General features: G+C 51.3%; 12 protein-coding genes. 9 read left to right on the forward strand and 3 right to left on the reverse strand.

What is annotated here, in order from left to right:
- The first annotated feature begins 126 nt into the window (after nucleotides 1–126).
- From Mcas_RS06395 to Mcas_RS16435, 3 genes are all read left to right on the forward strand, one after another.
- Nucleotides 127–342, forward strand: a complete 216-nt coding sequence (locus Mcas_RS06395; protein WP_200873650.1) for an addiction module protein — start codon at nucleotides 127–129, stop codon at nucleotides 340–342.
- Nucleotides 339–653, forward strand: coding sequence for a type II toxin-antitoxin system RelE/ParE family toxin (locus tag Mcas_RS19175; protein ID WP_040334686.1), 315 nt, complete (start codon nucleotides 339–341; stop codon nucleotides 651–653). Before Mcas_RS06395 ends, Mcas_RS19175 begins: the two co-directional genes overlap by 4 nt.
- 562 nt (nucleotides 654–1,215) lie before the next feature.
- Nucleotides 1,216–3,258: an Lcl C-terminal domain-containing protein gene (locus tag Mcas_RS16435; RefSeq protein ID WP_052566941.1), complete on the forward strand. Its 2,043-nt coding sequence runs from the start codon at nucleotides 1,216–1,218 to the stop codon at nucleotides 3,256–3,258.
- Nucleotides 3,259–3,325: 67 nt separating this feature from the next.
- On the opposite strand, the gene Mcas_RS06410 is transcribed toward Mcas_RS16435, so the two are convergent.
- Nucleotides 3,326–4,270 carry an Rpn family recombination-promoting nuclease/putative transposase gene (locus Mcas_RS06410; protein WP_052566942.1) on the reverse strand — a complete coding sequence of 315 codons (945 nt, stop codon included), beginning with the start codon at nucleotides 4,268–4,270 and terminating at the stop codon, nucleotides 3,326–3,328.
- Nucleotides 4,271–4,597: 327 nt separating this feature from the next.
- Here Mcas_RS06410 and ychF point away from each other — a divergent pair, with 327 nt between their 5' ends.
- The 5 genes from ychF to Mcas_RS06435 all read left to right on the forward strand — a co-directional run bounded on the left by ychF (nucleotide 4,598) and on the right by Mcas_RS06435 (nucleotide 12,765).
- On the forward strand, nucleotides 4,598–5,683 hold the full coding sequence (gene ychF, locus Mcas_RS06415; protein ID WP_040334687.1) for a redox-regulated ATPase YchF: 1,086 nt from the start codon (nucleotides 4,598–4,600) through the stop codon (nucleotides 5,681–5,683).
- An 11-nt stretch (nucleotides 5,684–5,694) separates the two neighbouring features.
- Nucleotides 5,695–6,918, forward strand: a complete 1,224-nt coding sequence (glgA, locus tag Mcas_RS06420) for a glycogen synthase (protein ID WP_040334688.1) — start codon at nucleotides 5,695–5,697, stop codon at nucleotides 6,916–6,918.
- The gene (locus Mcas_RS06425) at nucleotides 6,912–8,918 is read left to right on the forward strand and encodes an alpha-1,4-glucan--maltose-1-phosphate maltosyltransferase (RefSeq protein WP_040334689.1); all 2,007 of its coding nucleotides are present in this window, start codon (nucleotides 6,912–6,914) and stop codon (nucleotides 8,916–8,918) included. The genes glgA and Mcas_RS06425 overlap by 7 nt, the downstream gene beginning before the upstream one ends.
- A gap of 359 nt (nucleotides 8,919–9,277) precedes the next feature.
- Complete coding sequence (locus tag Mcas_RS06430; protein ID WP_040334690.1) at nucleotides 9,278–11,893, forward strand: SIR2 family protein; 2,616 nt, start codon at nucleotides 9,278–9,280, stop codon at nucleotides 11,891–11,893.
- A gap of 20 nt (nucleotides 11,894–11,913) precedes the next feature.
- Nucleotides 11,914–12,765 (forward strand): HEAT repeat domain-containing protein, encoded by an 852-nt coding sequence (locus Mcas_RS06435; RefSeq protein WP_040334691.1) that lies wholly within the window; start codon nucleotides 11,914–11,916, stop codon nucleotides 12,763–12,765.
- 162 nt (nucleotides 12,766–12,927) lie between these two features.
- On the opposite strand, the gene Mcas_RS06440 is transcribed toward Mcas_RS06435, so the two are convergent.
- Both Mcas_RS06440 and larC read right to left on the reverse strand, forming a co-directional pair.
- The gene (locus tag Mcas_RS06440) at nucleotides 12,928–14,199 is read right to left on the reverse strand and encodes an efflux RND transporter periplasmic adaptor subunit (protein WP_040334692.1); all 1,272 of its coding nucleotides are present in this window, start codon (nucleotides 14,197–14,199) and stop codon (nucleotides 12,928–12,930) included.
- Nucleotides 14,171–15,370, reverse strand: a complete 1,200-nt coding sequence (gene larC / locus Mcas_RS06445) for a nickel pincer cofactor biosynthesis protein LarC (protein ID WP_040334693.1) — start codon at nucleotides 15,368–15,370, stop codon at nucleotides 14,171–14,173. Before larC ends, Mcas_RS06440 begins: the two co-directional genes overlap by 29 nt.
- A 298-nt stretch (nucleotides 15,371–15,668) precedes the next feature.
- Here larC and uvrA point away from each other — a divergent pair, with 298 nt between their 5' ends.
- Nucleotides 15,669–18,164 (forward strand): excinuclease ABC subunit UvrA, encoded by a 2,496-nt coding sequence (gene uvrA, locus Mcas_RS06450; protein WP_040334735.1) that lies wholly within the window; start codon nucleotides 15,669–15,671, stop codon nucleotides 18,162–18,164.
- Nucleotides 18,165–18,192 lie beyond the last annotated feature (28 nt).

Raw genomic sequence — 18,192 nt, forward strand, 5'->3', positions numbered from 1 at the left:
GGGTCCCACCCCCTTCGCCCCCCTTGACTCCATAATTATGCACCCGTACACATGAAACATTTATGCACGGCAGTTTGCAGCTTGATTGTTATACTGTTTCCTTTTATGTTAGAATAAATCATGAGTATGTTTTCCTTATCGGACATATTAAAGTTAAGCATCTCTGAGCGTATTATACTTGTTGAGACAATCTGGGATACTATTATAGATAGTCCTGGCGATATAGTATTGACTGACATTCAAAAAACGGAGATAGAACGCAGACTTGCCGCCTACTACGACAATCGTGGTGCCGGGGATAGTTGGGAGAATGTAAAAGACAGAATATTAAATTCTAAATGATTGTTAGACTCATAATCAGTCCTGAAGCCGAAAATGATTTATTGGATGCCTATCGGTGGTATGAAAACAAACGAATGGGATTAGGAAGCGGGTTTATGAAAAGTATAGAGGCATCTCTAAATGCTTTGCAACGATACCCTAAAGCCTATCCGGTAATTTATAAAAATATACAGAGAGTTCTTATACGCAGGTTTCCTTATGGTATCTTTTATATATTTGATAATGAGACCGTTTATATAATTGCCGTCTTTCATATCAAACAAGAACCAAAACGCCTGTTTAAGAGCATTGACGTTAGAACAGCGCTGTAAGTTTGAATGGGGGGCTTTTTCAATTTTTGCACGTTTTTTATACCGCCCATTGCATCTGGTATTGCCGGGCTAAAGATTATTGCCCCATGTTCCGATACAATCCCTATGGTGTGTAGATTGGGGATAATGTCACCGACAGAGATGAGCAAAAAAGATTTAGCTCAGAGGTGCCATGATTCTGGCATGGCTATTGCTCAGTCAGTCAGTCAGTCAGTCAGTCAGTCTTATATGTAACACATATTTAATAGTTTTTCTTCTTGCATGTAAACCTTGTGTTTTGTCTGCGGGGCTTTTTTGTCCGATCCACCGGCAGGCGGCAAGTCCGGCTCTGCGCGCCCCACCGTGATGATCTCCGGCGATAAAGGGATTGTCTGAACCGGGATTAAACGGATTAGAGGATTTACAGGATTGATTTACAGAAAAACGATTAAGGCCTGCCTTTAACCTAATCCTGATAATCTATATAATCCGTGGAGTTAAATTTACTCCCTACGGTCGCAGGCGTGGTTCAGACATTTTTACCGTGAACATGAACCGTAAACCTGGAAGGAGAAGAAAAAGGATGATCAGAGCAAGTAAAAAGTTATTGGCAACAACGAAAATGATTACGTTAATAATAGCCCTGGTGCTGGTGTCGGTGGCAACGCTGATGGCCGGTACCGTAAGCCTGCCGCAGACGGGGCAGACGACGAGCTACGCCGCGGGTGACGACGGGGCGATCAGGGCAGGCGTGGCTTGGCCCAGCCCGAGATTCACGGACAACAGCACCCCGACCGTGACCGACAACCTCACGGGACTGATGTGGACCAAAGACGCCAACCTTGCCGGAATCGTGACATGGCATCAGGCCCTGGACTATATTGCCTCAATGAACAACGGAGCAGGTACGTATGGCTATACCGACTGGCGGTTGCCGAACGTCAACGAGCTGGAGAGTCTTGTCAACGTGGGTCAGGCGAATATAGCGACATGGCTAAATTTGCAGGGGTTTACCAATGTGCAGTCTAGCCACTACTGGTCGTCTACGTCCTGCGCTGTCAATACGTCCGACGCGTGGATCGTCTACATGGACGCTGGCAGCCTCAGCGCCTACGTTAGGTCCAATGGCAGCAGCTACGTGTGGCCGGTTCGTTCTGGACAGGTTGGTAATTCGGCCATTTGGTCATCCGGACAGACGACGAGCTATGCTGCGGGTGACGACGGCGCACTCCAGAAAGGTGTTGCTTGGCCCAGCCCGAGATTCACGGACAACAGCACCCCGACCGTGACCGACAACCTCACGGGGCTGATGTGGACCAAAGACGCCAACCTTCCAGGCACTACCAAGACCTGGCAACAGGCGTTGGACTATATTGCATCGATGAACTCCGGGGCTGGCACGTATGGGTATACCGACTGGCGACTGCCAAACAGGAAAGAGCTTTTCAGCTTGGCCGACCGTGCAACGTATAACCCATCGCTTCCATACGGCCACCTTTTTACCAATCTTCAGTCTGGCTACTACTGGTCGTCTACGTCCTCGTTCGGCGCGTGGGTCGTCAGCATGTACGATGGCAGCGTCGTCGCCAACATTATGACCAACGCTGGTTACGTGTGGCCAGTGCGTTCTGGACAAGTTGATACAGAGGAACAAGGTCCCGGCGGCAACGACCCCAACTACGACGGCAACGGCGACGGTACCCCCGACAGACTACAGGGCAACGTGGAGTCATTTCACGCGGCCAACTCACAGTACATAACCGTGGCAGCCGATCCATCCGTGAACATCAGTACCATCAGTTCAGTCACTACCCCCGACCTCGGCGGCCTTGGCCTGACTACAGGCAACGCGAGCACAAAGCTGCCCGTGGGCACATTGTCATTCACCCTGACAGGCGTCCAGACTGGCACGGTCAACCAGGTGAAGTTCTATCTGCCCCGCGGGGTTGTCGTCAATCACGTGAAAAAGTACGGTACTAGCGGATGGTACGACTTCGACTGCAACGGTAAATTCAGGGGGACTCCCTGCGGTGAGATAAGCGGCGGGAGGAATAATCTGGTCGTGACCCTCTACCTGATAGACAACCAACTGGGAGACATCGATAGCACCGTCGGGACGATCCAGGACCCCGTGGCGCTTTTATCGCCTGCACAGGTGACATACACGCTGCCATACCTGCACACAAACCCCGTCAACGTGACCTATTGCGTCATATCGAACATGACGGCGGATACCTCAACGGTAGGCGTTGAGCTTACAGCAACTGCCGCCGGTAACATGTCCGGCCCCACGAATGACCTGATATCGACAATGACAACGGCTAATAAACAAATCAACGCCTATCAGACACGGATGCTAACCTTCAATGGCAAAGACATCTCACTGGATACAAACGTGATAGGCAGCATACCGGAGGTGGCCCCTAAATCAAGCCTGTATGGTTCCTACGGTGCCTCGATTGTTATCACAAGCGAGAGTACGGTAGACCCGGTTGGTCTGAGTTGTGGCAGCGTTCCGATGGCCTGCTTCCAGGGAAATACGCTCCCCAAACGCAACCTGGTCGGCTATCTCTGCAGGTCAAACAACCTCGGAGCGTTGGGCGGCACGGGTGTGTTCACGTACTAGGCGCTGGTGGCTTTGACGGCAATGGGGATATCCCTGTTGCCGTTGGGCTGAAGGAGGAATAACTTACTCAAAAGAATCCCTTCAAATCTTCTACGGAGGCAGACGTCTTTAACAGTTTCTTAAATTCCTCTAATTTTTCTATAGTTCCAAGTTTTCTGACACTTTCCATAATATCGGTAGCCACATCTGCATACTTAACCTCAAGTATCACTTCTATTCCTTCAAGCAGCCCCTCGTACTTTCCTTCAAGTTTTCCTTCGAGTCTGCCCTTGCGCTCTCCCTCTAGTCTGCCTTTGCGCTCTCCCTCAAGAAATGAATACTCTATTGCACCCCTTTCATCCTGTAAGCGAATCAGCCAGTAATCGTACAGCTCAAATTCATCCTTGCTCCAGAACATCCTGGTTGCTATGTTGTATGCCTCTTGTATCTCCGCAAAGTCTGCGCTCTTGGGTATTATTTGCATGGAACCGGCGTTTTTTATAAAATGTATCCATTTATCCACTACGCTCTGCAGCTCATCCTCGGTTTTGGTAAACTTGGGCAGCTCTATAAAGTTGAATTCAAAATCCATTAACTCCTGCCTGAGAGTGGCGGAGTTTAATATCAGATGCCTTGTGATGTAGCTGTCACCTTCAAACATGTCAAAGTCCAGTATGCCTATATATATCACCGGTTTTAACGCAGGATAATCGTCGCCTTTCTCCAACTGGGCAATATATGCCTTACTTGTATAGTACAGCACCCGTTTTTCAAATCCGCTCTGCCTTTGAATCTGTATCTCTATTATAAATGTTATGCCCCTTTTATCTACCGCCCTTATATCCAAGATCGTCTCTTTCAGTATCTTTATATTTGGTGTCTGGTACGGATTAAGAATCGACAAATCATCTATTTCCCTGTCTCCGGCGAGGCCTAAGACTGCATTTAAAAAAGATATGAGGATACCCTTCTTGCCTTCGTTGCCAAATATCTTCCTAAACGCTATGTCACTTCTTACATCTACAAACTGCATCTTTTATTATAACAAAACATCTTAAACTTTATACAGGGAAATAAAGTATCCTCTTTAAAAAGCAGGGTAATTTTTATTTCACGCTTAAAAGGCATGGATTCCTGCTTTCGCAGGAATGACAATTACAGCCGTTTTCCAAGTGTGCCTGCCCCTGGCTCGAACAGGGGTCATTCCTGGCTTGACCAGGAATCCAAGATGCGTAAAAGTATAGTTACCATGAAATATAAAGAAGATACGTTTTTTAACGCTCCGGAAATTTACTTATATCATTCTGAGGGTAAACTCTGCTAAAATAATACGATTATTTTATATTGAAGGAGTAAGCCCTTGAACATAGCGATAAGCGGACTATCCAATGCGGGAAAAACGACAATATTTAACGCCCTGACTGGCCTGAATGTTGAGACCACCATTTATCCTTCGGTCACTGAGGCCCCCCACCGGGGATCGGTGAAGGTTCCGGATGAGCGGGTTGAGTGGCTTTCGGGCGTGTTTAAGCCCAAAAAAACGACACATTCGACAATCGAGTATACGGACTTCATCGGTCTCACACGCGGTGAGGCCGATAACAACCGTAAGGTGCTGGACCTCTTGAAGGACGCCGATGCCATCCTGGACGTACTGCGGGCCTTCAATGACCCGGCCGTCGTGCATCCGGACAACTCCGTAGACCCGCTGCGCGATGCCAGGACCCTGGAAGTGGAGTGGGTACTGTCTGACCTCGACCTGGTGGAAAAGAGGCTCACCCGGATGGCCGATGCGGCCAAAAGAGGAAAGAAGCCCGATGAGGCCGAAAAAAAACTGCTCACCCGGTGTAAGGATTTCCTCGAAGGCGAACAACCGCTGCGCAACATGCCACTGTCCCCGGAAGAGTGGAAGTCCCTCAGACACCTCCAGTTTGTCTCCGCCAAGCCACGGATACTCGTCCTGAACATCTCCGAAGGCGACGTAGGATCGGACAAGGTGGCAGAGATGGTTGCCGCCATAGCCGGAGAGCTTAGGTGTAAACCCCAACACGTGATCCCCATGTGTGGCAAAATCGAAATGGAGATAGGACAACTGCCACCCGAGGAGGCCAAGGATTTCCTTGCCGACCTTGGGATCGCAGAACCGGCATGTAACCGCCTGATCAGTGTCTGCTATGAGGCCCTGGAGCTGATATCGTTTCTGACGGTGGGCGAGGACGAAGTTAAATCCTGGACCATCAGCCGTGGCAGCAGCGCCGTGCAGGCCGCCGGCAAGATACACTCGGACATTGAACGTGGCTTTATCAGGGCCGAGGTGGTCTCCTGCGATGCATTCAAGGTCGCCGGCAGCATGGCAGAGGCGCGTAAACATGGCTCCGTTACCCTGCAGGGAAAGACTTACACGGTAAATGACGGAGATATTATAAACTTTAGATTTAACGTTTAAGAGGAGTACTTATGAAAGCACTAATATTGACCAATGAGTTTCCGCCATACGTTTACGGGGGAGCGGGCGTGCATGTTGAGTACCTGACCCGTGAGATGTCCAGGCTGATTGACGTGGAGGTGCGATGTTTCGGGGACCAATACGGGCATTTCGGCAACCTGTCCTTCAAGGGCTACAACTGCGACAAAAAAGCCTTTGAGGGCTGTGACAAGCAGCTCAGATCACCCCTTGCAGCCTTCTACAACAACGTCCTGTTTAACATCGCCCCCATAGATGCCAACGTAGTGCACTGCCACACCTGGTACACGCACATGGGGGGCATTATGGCAAGCAAGGCCTACGGTCTGCCACTGATCATAACCACTCACTCGCTTGAACCGTTAAGACCCTGGAAGCGTGAACAGCTCGGCCTGGGCTATGACCTCTCCCTGTGGGTGGAAAAAACTGCCATGGAAATGGCCGATGCCATCATTGCCGTCTCACATGGCATGAAACAGGACGTATTAAACCTCTTTGACATAGACCAATCAAAGATAGCCGTCATCTACAACGGCATAGACACCGATGAGTATACGCCACAGACGTCCCATGAAGCCCTGCTCAAATACGGGATCAATCCCGATAAGCCCTACGTGCTCTTTGTGGGAAGGATCACCAGGCAAAAGGGCATTATACACCTCGTAAACGCCATCAAACACATCAACGATGAAGCCCAGATAGTGCTCTGTGCCGGTCAGCCCGATACCGAGGAGATCAAAAATGAGATGGAGGAGGGCGTGCGACGTCTGCAGGCAAAGCGCGATAATATCCTCTGGATACAGAAGATGGTTCCCAGGAAAGAGATAATTGAACTATACTCTCATGCCACCGTGTTCTGCTGTCCGTCCATCTATGAACCCTTTGGTATCATCAATCTCGAAGCGATGGCCTGTGGCACGCCGGTTGTGGCAAGCGCCGTTGGTGGCATCGTCGAAATCATTGAGGACGGCAAGACCGGGTTTCTCGTCCCGCTGCAGCAGCATAAGGAAAGCCCCTTTGAGGCCATTGACCCTGAGCAGTTTGCGCGTGACCTTGCCCAAAAGATAAACAGGTGCCTCGACGACAATGCCCTGTGCACCGAAATGGGCAAAAACAGCCGCATACGGGCCGAACAGTACTTCAGTTGGAAGGCCATCGCCAGAGACGTTGTGGCGTTGTATGAGAGATGCGTACAAAGCAGAGGTGCAACATGCTGAATAGGGTAAATCCGTTTATCATAGAAAATGTATCTCCGTGCATTGATGGAGGCAGATATCCGGTTAAGCGTGAAGTGGGTGACGTTTTTACGGTAAGGGCAACGGTCTTTAAGGAGGGCCATGACGTCATTGTGGTGTTGCTCAGGCACAGGGAGAAGGCTGCTGGCGGCCCCTGGAGTGAATCCCCTATGACCTTGAAAAATGCCGGCCTGGATATCTACGAGGGCAGCTTCAGTCTGCCAAAAAACACCCGCTATCAGTACACCGTGGAGGCATACACGGACCTGTATAAATCGTGGCTGAATGACACCACCAAGAAGTTTGACAGTCACCAGGACGTCGAAAGTGAGTTGATCGAGGGATACAGCCTTATCGCAGAGACACTTGACAGGGCGGTTTCGGCCCCGGATATATACAAGAGCTATATTCAGAGTTTCCTGACGGCAGTGGATGAGGCATCCTCACAGGCAGAGAAGATGGCCCTCATGTCTGATAGCAAGCTGGTTGAGATACTCACCATACTCAGTGCCCGTGGAGATAGCACGGTGTTTGAGCCGACATTGGAGGTGTTTGTAGACAGGGTGCGGGCGCGGTATGGGACGTGGTATGAGATGTTTCCGCGCTCCCAGGGCAAAAAGCCGGGCGTCAGCGCCACGTTTAAGGATTGCATAGAGCGTCTGACGGAGATCAGGTACATGGGGTTTGACGTGGTGTACCTCACGCCGATTCATCCCATTGGGGTCACCAAGCGCAAGGGGCCAAACAACAGCCTCGTCTGCGGCCCCAACGACCCCGGATGTCCCTACGCCATTGGCAGCGATTTTGGTGGGCACAAGGCGATAGAACCCGGACTTGGAACGTTTGAGGATTTTGCCGGGTTTGAGGCCGCCTGCAAGGAAAAGGGCATGGAGGTGGCCATTGACTTTGCCATCAACTGTTCGCCCGACCATCCTTACGTAAAGGAGCACCCCGACTGGTTCTTCAAGCGTCCCGACGGCACCATCAAGTACGCCGAAAATCCGCCCAAAAAGTACGAGGACATCTATCCCCTGAACTTCTATGCCCCCGGTGACAGTTGGAAGGAGTTGTGGGCGGAGATGCGCGATATTATCCTGTTCTGGTGTGCCAGGAACGTTCGCATATTCAGGGTTGACAATCCGCATACCAAGCCGGTTCCGTTCTGGCAGTGGCTCATTGCCGAGGTACAGGACCAGTATCCTGACGCCATCTTCTTGTCGGAGGCTTTTACCAGGCCGCCGATGATGGAGGTCCTGGCCAAGGCCGGCTTTACGCAATCGTATACGTACTTTACGTGGAGGAATTTTAAACACGAAATCATCGGGTACTTCACCCACCTGACGCAGGATGAGGTCAGCGAGTGTCTCCGCTGCAATCTCTTTGCCAACACGCCCGATATCCTGCCGCAGATTCTCCAGCAGGGTGGCAGACCGGCCTTTAAGATGCGTCTCGCCCTGGCCGCAACCCTGGGCGCAACCTACGGGATATACAACGGCTTTGAGTTGTGCGAAAATACCGCCATCCAAGGCAAGGAGGAGTACCTGAACTCCGAAAAGTACGACTACAAGGTCTGGGACTGGGACAGAGAGGGCAACATCAAGGACTACGTCGCACGTGTCAACCGCATACGGCACGAAAACGTGGCCCTGCATTACAACAAGAACCTGCGCTTTTATAACTCCTATGACGAAAACATCCTGTTCTACGGCAAGACCTCCGATGATGGCAGCAACACGATTTTCGTGGTGGTCAACCTTGACCCGTTTAAGGCGCATCAGTCAAAGGTCTACATCCCGACACAGGAGCTTGGCATAAAGGACGACGAGACCTATGAGTTGTTAAATCTCATTACGGATGAGTGGCTGCTGTGCAAGGGGCAGGAGACAACCATCACCCTTGACCCGGCAGTAGAGCCGGCCTTCATATTCAGGCTGATCCGCTGGGTACACAAAGAAGAAAAGTTCGACTACTTCCATATGTAGGAAAGAAAAGAAAGAAGGGGAGCGGTTTACGGCAGGGGCGGGTGCGACAATTGAGCCAGGGGGCGGCTCGCCCCCCGCTGCGGGAAAATCGTGCCTCACCCCCTCCGTCCCACTTCAGAACATCCTGCAAGGGGGCCAGCCCCCACTGAGCCGGGGGTTGCTGACCCCTTGACCCCATTTTTACATGCTTTTTTAAGAAGATACCAAATCTTTTATAATAGAACCATCTCCAGGATTTACGCCACCGCAAACTTGACGACACTGTTGGCAACACGCAGGACATTGGCCTTATTAGAGGTATCACAGAAATAAATGTCTGACCAATTGCAAATACAATCATGCCCGTGGTATAATGCGTCATGGTGTGTAAGGATTGGGACGAGTATAAGCCGATCAACGCTCTGAACCTCCAGAAGCTGAAGGAGGTCATCAAGTCGGGCAGGGCGATTGCCTTTGTCGGGGCGGGGTGTTCAATGCCCCTTGGGTATCCGTCGTGGAAGGGGTTGACCCAAAAGATGCTGGATGAGATCACCAAAACGAAACCGGCTGCAAAGTCTATGGTGGAGATGCTCAGGCAAGAGAACGACCTTCTTGTCGTTGCGGATGAATGTAAAAGTCTCATGGGGTCGGAATATTATGCCTTTATTGGTCGTCAGTTTGAACCAAAAGCAAAAGAAAACAAGAAACATACCCCGGAGCATGAGGCTATCATTTCACTGCCATTTCATAACTATATCACAAGCAACTATGATGCTTGTCTGGACAGTGCTTATTGTTTCATCACAAGAGAATCAGCCGCCTGCTTTACATACAACAACAGACAAAAGCTCGCTGATTACTGTAACTCAAACAACGAATCCACAAAAATGATATTCCATATCCACGGAAGATATGATACCCCGCAAGATATCGTATTGACTGAGAATGATTACAAGGATGTCTATCATGAGGGTTTTATAAGCTCCTTGCGCAGCATTATAATGACCCGACCCGTTGTGTTTATAGGCTCAGGGGTGAATGACCTGGACTTCCTGACTATAATGAGGTTCATTGATAGTGTATTCAGGAAGTTTCAGGACAAGCATTATGCAATCATCCCTTGCCCGGACAACGGCTATGCTGAAAATGAAGTTCGCAGGCTGGCAATCAAATACAACATCGTCCCCGTTTTTTATGAGAGTCCGGATGGGAACCATTCCAGGAGAGGGGAGATGTTAAATGACATCCTGTGTTATTGCGAAGACGCAGCAGGAAAAAAGCCGGAGACAGTGGAAATATCTGCAACATCAAAAGAAGATGAGCTGACGAAATACAAGGTCAAGCTCACTGCGGAGCTGAGTAACCTGAGAATCCTGGATATGAGCCGACCGTTAAACCTGCTGGATATCTATATCAAGATATGCCTGCGTGAGAAGGTGAACAGGATCGTACAGGAGGGCGATGACAGAGTTGACAGGTTACACATGGCTGTTGCCGACCCGGATAAACTTGGCATCCCACGCCTAAAGACAGAGTACATCTCAAAGTCGATGTTCATTGAAGAGGCACTGAAGGGGCATAAGAAGATCGTCATCCTGGGCGACCCTGGGGCGGGTAAGACGACGCTGCTCAAGCACATTACGCTCCAGTTGGCGGACAAGGGCGTGGAGGGAATTAAAGGCATGCCGATATTTGTCCCGCTTCGGGACTACATCAGCAAGTTTACACCGGACCTGCTGGAATATCTTGACGCTGATCTTTCAAGGCGTTATGGCTTCAACAATGCCAGGAGATATCTGGAGGAGGAATTTGAAGCCGGTAACGTGGCGATCTTTTTCGACGGCCTCGATGAGGTCAGCGGGGGTGCTCAAAAAGAGGCTGGCGACAACTACAATAAAATCGTAGAGGTCATCAACGACATTGCTACAAAGTACAAAGACTGTCACATAGCCGTTACCTGCAGGAGGGCCGGATGGAGGGGGGGCATAAAGGAATCCTTCAGCATCTTTGAGGTGCTTGACTTTACATCTGCGGATATAACGCGCTTTGTAGAGAAGTGGTTCCACGGTGAGGCTGAAAAGGCAAGGGAGCTAAATCGCGAATTAGGCAGGAGGACGGGGGGCAGGTCACTCTTTGGAAACCCGTTGCTGCTGTCTTTTGTCTGCATACTATACGAAAAGTTCAGGACATTTCCAGAGAGGCGGGTCACCCTGTATGAAAAGTGCGTCAATGTGTTGCTCAATGATTGGGATGAAAGCAGAGGGATAGAGCGCAGAGGTCAATTCGGTCAGGACAAGAAGAGGCTGCTTTTGCAAGATATCGCCTACAGGTTTTTTCTTGAAGGTAAGAGATATTTCAAGAGTGATGAGCTTATACATGCCATTGAGGAATGTTTACCGATCTTATATCTGAAGCCGGAAGACGCCACTGCTATTTTAAAGGAGATATCCGCCAATCATGGTCTTTTAAAAGAGCAGGCCGAGGGTTGGTACGGCTTTATTCATCTGACGGTACAGGAGTATTTTGCTGCTTGTGAGATATATCAAAGGCGTGATTATGCTACGGCCATAGCAAACAGTTTCAAGCCCTGGTGGGAGGAAGTGATCCTACTCCTTGCAGGGATAGGAGACAGCACGGAGTTAATAAAGGGGTTATTTACAAAGGCCGATGATATCTTTAATCACAATCTTATGCTTGCCGGCAGATGCCTTGCAGAGAAACCAACGTTGAGGGGCGATGTTAAGCTCAGAGAGACGGTCTTGAAAAAGCTAAGGAGTCTTGTAGGCAAGAGTCGGTATTGGTTAAATAAGGAATTGGCTGTTGGTGTTTTGGCTGAAAATGGCGACTTTGTTTTTTTGTTAAATCGGTTACGCGGTAAAAAAACAGAGTTTTTCTTAAGAGGCAGTATAGCAGAAATTTTGAGCAATTTTGCCGATTCAAGTATTATTGCTGACTTGATGTCTATTTTTTTAGATAAAAAACAAATAGTTGGTTAATATCCCGTATAGCATTTGCCTTGGGTAAGATTGCTGATTCAAGCATCGTTGCTGACTTGATGCCTCTTTTACTTGATAAAAATACAGATAACTATGTAAGAGAGGGTATAGCATTTGCCTTGGGTAAGATTGCTGATTCAAGCATCGTTGCTGACTTGATGCCTCTTTTACTTGATAAAAATACAGATAACTATGTAAGAGGCAGCATAGCATCTGCCTTGGGTGATATTGCTGATTCAAACATAGTTGCTGTATTGATGCCTCTTTTACTCGATGAAAATACAAATTCCCATGTAAGAGACAGCATAGCATCTGCTTTGGGTAAGATTGCTGATTCAAGCATCGTTGCTGACTTGATGCCTCTTTTACTCGATGAAAATACAAATTCCCATGTAAGAGACAGCATAGCATCTGCTTTGGGTAAGATTGCTGATTCAAGCATCGTTGCTGACTTGATGCCTCTTTTACTCGATAAAAATACAGATGCATTGTTAAGAGGCAGCGTAGCAAAAACATTGGGCGAGGTTGCTGATTCAAACATTGTCGTTGACTTGATACCCCTTTTATTTTATGAAAAACAAGGTAACTATGTAAGAAGCCGTATAGTATCTACCTTGAGCAAAGTTGCTGATTCAAGCATCGTTGCTCAGTTGATATCAATGGTGGATAATGTAGAGTCTGTTGCTCAGAGTGATATTATACAATTAGCAGGCAATCTTGGTAACACAAAAAAACACTGCATGGGATTGTTAAAACTCCGCTCAGAAAAGACAGATAAAAATACCCTCGATATCCTCCACTCTGCCCTCTATAAAGTAAGCCGCCGGGTTGGAGTAACCATCGATCAAGACGGCAACATCATCGATATATGAACTACCCTCCAACTTGTCAACCAACCCTTTATGGGGTCAAGGGGACTTCTTTCCGGCCGGGGCGCCTCGCCCCTCCCCTTGCGGGGGGTTCTGAAGGGGGGCGGAGGGGGTGAGGCACCCCTGCCACAAACCGCCACTTTCTTTCCCTTTCCCTTCTTTGGCTTACTTATGCGCAGGGGGTTGGTCTTTTTTGGTTTGTGCGTTGCCTGTGACTACTATCTTTGTGGCCACGACGTCGCCTTCGGAGAGACCTGAGACGATTTCGGTCATGTCCTCACCCCTTATGCCGACCTTGACGGGGACCTTGACGGTGGTTGTCTCGTTGACGACCCTGTAGACGACCTCCGTGCCATCCTCAAACTTTACGGCGCTGTTGGCAACACACAGGACGTTGGCCTTCGCCTCCGCCATGACCCTTGCGTGTGTGGTCATCTCCGTCCTGAGCATACGGGCATCCTCTGGGGGGATGTTGACTATCGCCTGATAATACACGATGTTGTCCTTGACCAGCGGATAGGGGTCGATCCGGTCAATGACGCCCTTGAAAACCCGCTCCGGATAGGTGTCAACGGTGTAGTCCACCTCCAGCCCCACGGTGATCCTGCCAACGTCGGTTTCGTCGATGTACAGCCACATCTCAAGCCTGTCCGGGACGATGACCGTCACCAGATTGGCCACCTGCAAGCCGGCCACCACGGTCTCCCCCTCCTGCGCCGTCACGTCCGATACGACACCGTCAATGGGGGAGACGATGTTCGTGTAGGAGAGCAATATAGCCTCCTTGTCTAACGCAGTCTGTGCTACAACCAAATCCGCCTTTGCAACGGCAAGGTCGGCGCTGAACTCTTCCTTTGTGCGCCTGAGCGTCTCTTCGTACTTGTCCAGGTCGGCAATGGCCTGCCTATGCTCTGCCTGCGCCTTGTCGTAGTTGCTGCGTGAAACGAACTCCCGCCGGGATAGCTCCTCCTGCCTGGCCGCCTCCACACGCGCAAGGTCTGCACGCGCCCGACGATAGGACAGGTCTGCCTCGGCCTCCTGTATCCTGAGGGGATAGGTGCGCTCGATCCTTGCAACGTTCTCTTGGGCTTTGCGCAGGGATGCCCGCAGTTGTTCGATGCCCTTGAGGGTCTCACGGTCGTCTATCTTTGCGATCAACTGTCCCTTTTTGACCGGGTTGCCAACGCGTGCATACATGTGCGTAATCGTACCGGTGGCCCTGGCGCCTATCTTTATCATGGCCCCCACCTGGGGCTTGATGATGCCGGTTTCCACCACGACACTGGCAATGTCTGCACGCTTCACCGTTGCTGTGTCAAGGGGCTTGATCTCAGCCTGCCTGTGGGCCTTGTCGTAGAAATACCACCCCACTACCGCAGCAACGATAACCAGCACGGCAATGGCCGCCTTAACGTACCTGCGCTTCCCTGATGCCATTGATCTGTTGCAAGGCCGCCGCGTATACGTCCCTGACGGCTGCGTTGTGTTTGTGTGCAAGTGCCCGGCAATCCTCAAATTCCGGCGCTACGTTTGTCACACGGCCATCGTGAAGGGCAATCTTTACCCGCACGTCGCCATAGGGGGTCGCAACCGTTGTCATCTGACGCTCAAGGGTCTGTCGCTCCACCCCGTAATAGCGCAGGCCGATTGTGGTCGTTTCGGCAAAGACGATTCCAGTCAGCGCCTCTCGTATATCGGCGGGTGTTATAATTGTCAGTTTGATGGCCGGTCTGCCCTTTTTCATGATAATGGGCGTAAGAAAGACATCCAACGCTCCAGCCTCAAGCAGTCTTGTCATCAGCGGCTCGTACAATTGCGGGGACATGTCGTCTATGTTGGTTTCGATGACGATTATCTTTGGTGTGGCGATTTCCGGTTGCGCAACATCGGGCGCCTCACCCCTGAAGACCCTCAGTACGTTTGGGGTGTTGGGGAAGTCCCTCTGCCCTGCCCCACAGCCGATGGCCGAAACCGTCATCTGCGGCATGTGGGCAACTGCGCTACACTCATGCTTTATGATGGCCGCCCCGGTAGGCGTTGTAAGCTCTGCGTTGATGTTGGTAGCGTAGAGAGGCATCCCCTTGAGCAGCTCTGCCGTGGCCGGTGCGGGGACTGGCAAGATACCGTGCTGTGTCCTTACGACGCCGCTTCCCACGTTTACCGGGGATACGAACTGTCGCTCGATGCCGAGATAGTCAACGGCCAGGAGGTATCCCAGGATGTCCACGAGGCAATCGATGGCGCCAAGCTCGTGCAGGTGTGTTTGATCGTAGCAGGTGCCATGCACGCTTGCCTCGGCGGCAAAGAGTCCCCTGAAAATCCGAAGTCCCCGCTCCTTGATCCCGTCCTTGAGGGTTGAAGCGTTGATGATTCTCTCAACGTCTGACCATTTGTTGGCACTGTGATGGTCATCTTCCATGCAAACGTCGAACTTGGTGGCCTTGAGTCCGCCGCGCAAGACGCCCTTGCAACTGATTCGGTCGCGCTCAATTGGCAGGAAGGACAAGTTGTCTCTGAGGTAGTCAATGGGCACCCCTAAGTCAATCATCGCCCCTACGAGCATGTCACCGCTGACCCCACTGGGGCACTCTATGTACACAATCTTCATACCGGATATTTTAACCCCTGTGCGTTAAAAAAAGATAGGAGCAAAAACTGCATAAGTTTGGTTCTTGTACAATTCAACATGACCTTTGACTATTTGCGAATGTCAAAAAACTCAGCTTTCTTGTGTTCCCCCCTATGCTATAATAATTACGAAGAACTTGACCCAACCTCAAGCCACTGCAAGGAAGGGGTCAAGAGGACTTCTTTTCGGCCGGGGCGCCTCGCCCCTCCCCTTGTGGGAGGGGTCTGAGGGGAGGGCGGAGCCGCTCCCCTTCTTTCTTGGCCTTTGTCTTTCTTATATGCAGGACAACATAGTAATAAAGGGTGCCAGGGAGCACAACCTCAGAGACATAGACCTGAGCATTCCACGGGGGAAGCTGGTGGTCGTGACGGGACCGTCGGGTTCGGGCAAATCGTCCCTTGCCATCGACACGATCTATGCCGAGGGCCAGAGACGCTACGTCGAAAGCCTGTCGGTGTACGCACGACAGTTCCTGGGGGAGATGCAGAAGCCCGACGTGGACTCCATCGAGGGCCTGTCTCCTGCCATCGCCATCGAACAAAAGACCATCTCCAAAAGCCCCCGATCAACCGTGGGCACACTCACCGAACTCTACGACTACCTGAGGGTCCTCTACACACGCATAGGCAAGCCCTACTGCCACCAATGCGCCATCCCGCTGATTTCGCAGGACACCGAAAGCCTCCTGACCGTCATCAGAACGCTTGCCACAGGAACAAAGCTCCAGATACTCTCCCCAATCGCACAGCAACGCAAGGGGACGTTCAAAAAAGAACTCCTCGCCATCAGAGGCGACGGCTACGTGCGTGCCAGGATCGACGGCGAAATGGTTGACCTCACCGAAGACATCAACCTCAACAAAAATAAACGCCATACCATCGAAATCGTCATCGACAGGCTCGTCATCAAAAGCGGCGTCGAACGAAAACTCAAAGAAGCAGTCAACGCTGCCATGCGCTTCAGCAGCGTGGTAATAATCAACCTCATCGAAGAGGACCGGGACATCCTGCTCAGTAAGACGATGATCTGCCCAAAGTGCGGCAACAGCGTACCCGATCTGACGCCGATGTACTTTTCGTTTAACAGCAACCTTGGCGCCTGTCCCCGGTGCAAGGGGATCGGATTTGAGAACCTCGGCGAGGACGACAGCGATACACCCGGCATCCTGACCCCATGCCAGGGCTGCCACGGCCTGCGTCTCAATAAGGAGGCCCTCAGCATCAGGATAAACGACCTCAACATCGGGGAACTTTCGCTGCTGTCAATTGCGGATGCCCATGAGTTTCTCCGGACGCTACCGTTGAGCGAACGGGACGCCTTCATAGCGTCACGGATACTGAGGGAACTTACGGACAGGCTGTCGTTTCTGGAGCGTGTTGGACTGGACTATCTGGCGCTCAACCGTCTGGTTGCAACGCTCTCCGGGGGTGAGGCACAGCGCATGAGGCTTGCCACGCAATTGGGGTCAAATCTGTCCGGTGTGCTGTACGTCCTGGATGAGCCAAGCATTGGGCTTCATCCAAGCGACTGCTCAAAGCTCCTGGACAGCCTCAGGGAGATCAAGGACGCCGGTAACACGGTTATCGTCATCGAACACGACGAGGAGACGATTCGGTTTTCGGATGTGATCATAGACATGGGACCGGAGGCTGGGGTACGAGGCGGTCTGGTCGTGGCCATGGGGACGCCGGAGGAGATCGCCGCAGATGCCAAGTCCCCAACCGGGCGGTTTCTATCCGGTGCTTCTGCCATCGGGGTACCTGAGCGTCGCAGGACTGCCAAGGGTCACATCGTTATCGCCGGGGCGTCGGAGAACAACCTCAAGGACATCACGGTGTCTCTGCCGCTTGGTGTTTTTGTATGCGTGACGGGTGTCTCCGGCTCCGGCAAGAGCACGTTGGTCATCGACACCCTCTATCCCGCCCTGATGAACAGCCTCTACGGCAGCGGACTTGCCGTTGGCAGGCACGAGGCCATCTCCGGCATCGACGCCATCAACAAGTGCATCAGCGTCGATCAGTCCCCCATCGGCAAGACACCACGGTCAAATCCATCAACGTATGCCGGGATGTTTACGTACATCAGGGAGCTGTTTGCCAACACCATGCAGGCACGCAGCCGTGGATACACCACATCGCGGTTCAGCTTCAACATCACGGGTGGTCGCTGCGAGGACTGCAAAGGAGCCGGCATAAAGAAGTACGAAATGCACTTCCTCCCCGATGCCTACGTCCAGTGTGAGGTCTGTGGCGGCAGCAGGTTCAACAGGGAGACCCTTGAGGTCGTATACAAGGGCAAGACGATTGCCGAGGTCCTTGCCATGTCCGTCAGTGAGGCCAGGGAGTTCTTTCTGCCGATAACGCCGCTGCGTCAGACGCTGTCTCTGCTGGAAGAGGTGGGGCTTGGCTACATACATCTTGGACAGGCTGCCGGCACACTCTCAGGTGGGGAGGCGCAGAGGCTCAAGTTGACACGGGAGTTGGCCAAGCGCTCATCGGGTAACACCATCTACCTGCTCGATGAGCCGACCACGGGGCTACACTTTGTTGATATCGACAGGCTGTTGCAGATCATCCACCGACTAGTTGACATGGGCAACACCGTGATTGTCATCGAACACAACCTCGATATCATCAAGTCAGCCGACTACATCATCGACCTCGGCCCCGCAGGAGGCAATGAAGGTGGATACGTCATAGCAGTTGGTACCCCTGAGGAGATCGTAGCCAACAGCACATCGTTGACAGGCAGGTTCCTAAGGGTCAAGCTGTAGGAAAAGAAAGAACCGTAATCACAGGTCA

The sequence above is a fragment of the Candidatus Magnetobacterium casense genome, assembly GCF_000714715.1.
Lineage (GTDB): Bacteria > Nitrospirota > Thermodesulfovibrionia > Thermodesulfovibrionales > Magnetobacteriaceae > Magnetobacterium > Magnetobacterium casense.

Coding starts and splice junctions, on each gene's coding strand:
- Mcas_RS06395 (WP_200873650.1), top strand. CDS start 127: ATGTTTTCCTTATCGGACATATTAAAGTTAAGCATCTCTGAGCGTATT.
- Mcas_RS19175 (WP_040334686.1), top strand. CDS start 339: ATGATTGTTAGACTCATAATCAGTCCTGAAGCCGAAAATGATTTATTG.
- Mcas_RS16435 (WP_052566941.1), top strand. CDS start 1,216: ATGATCAGAGCAAGTAAAAAGTTATTGGCAACAACGAAAATGATTACG.
- Mcas_RS06410 (WP_052566942.1), bottom strand. CDS start 4,270: ATGCAGTTTGTAGATGTAAGAAGTGACATAGCGTTTAGGAAGATATTT.
- glgA (WP_040334688.1), top strand. CDS start 5,695: ATGAAAGCACTAATATTGACCAATGAGTTTCCGCCATACGTTTACGGG.
- Mcas_RS06425 (WP_040334689.1), top strand. CDS start 6,912: ATGCTGAATAGGGTAAATCCGTTTATCATAGAAAATGTATCTCCGTGC.
- Mcas_RS06430 (WP_040334690.1), top strand. CDS start 9,278: ATGGTGTGTAAGGATTGGGACGAGTATAAGCCGATCAACGCTCTGAAC.
- Mcas_RS06440 (WP_040334692.1), bottom strand. CDS start 14,199: ATGGCATCAGGGAAGCGCAGGTACGTTAAGGCGGCCATTGCCGTGCTG.
- larC (WP_040334693.1), bottom strand. CDS start 15,370: ATGAAGATTGTGTACATAGAGTGCCCCAGTGGGGTCAGCGGTGACATG.
- uvrA (WP_040334735.1), top strand. CDS start 15,669: ATGCAGGACAACATAGTAATAAAGGGTGCCAGGGAGCACAACCTCAGA.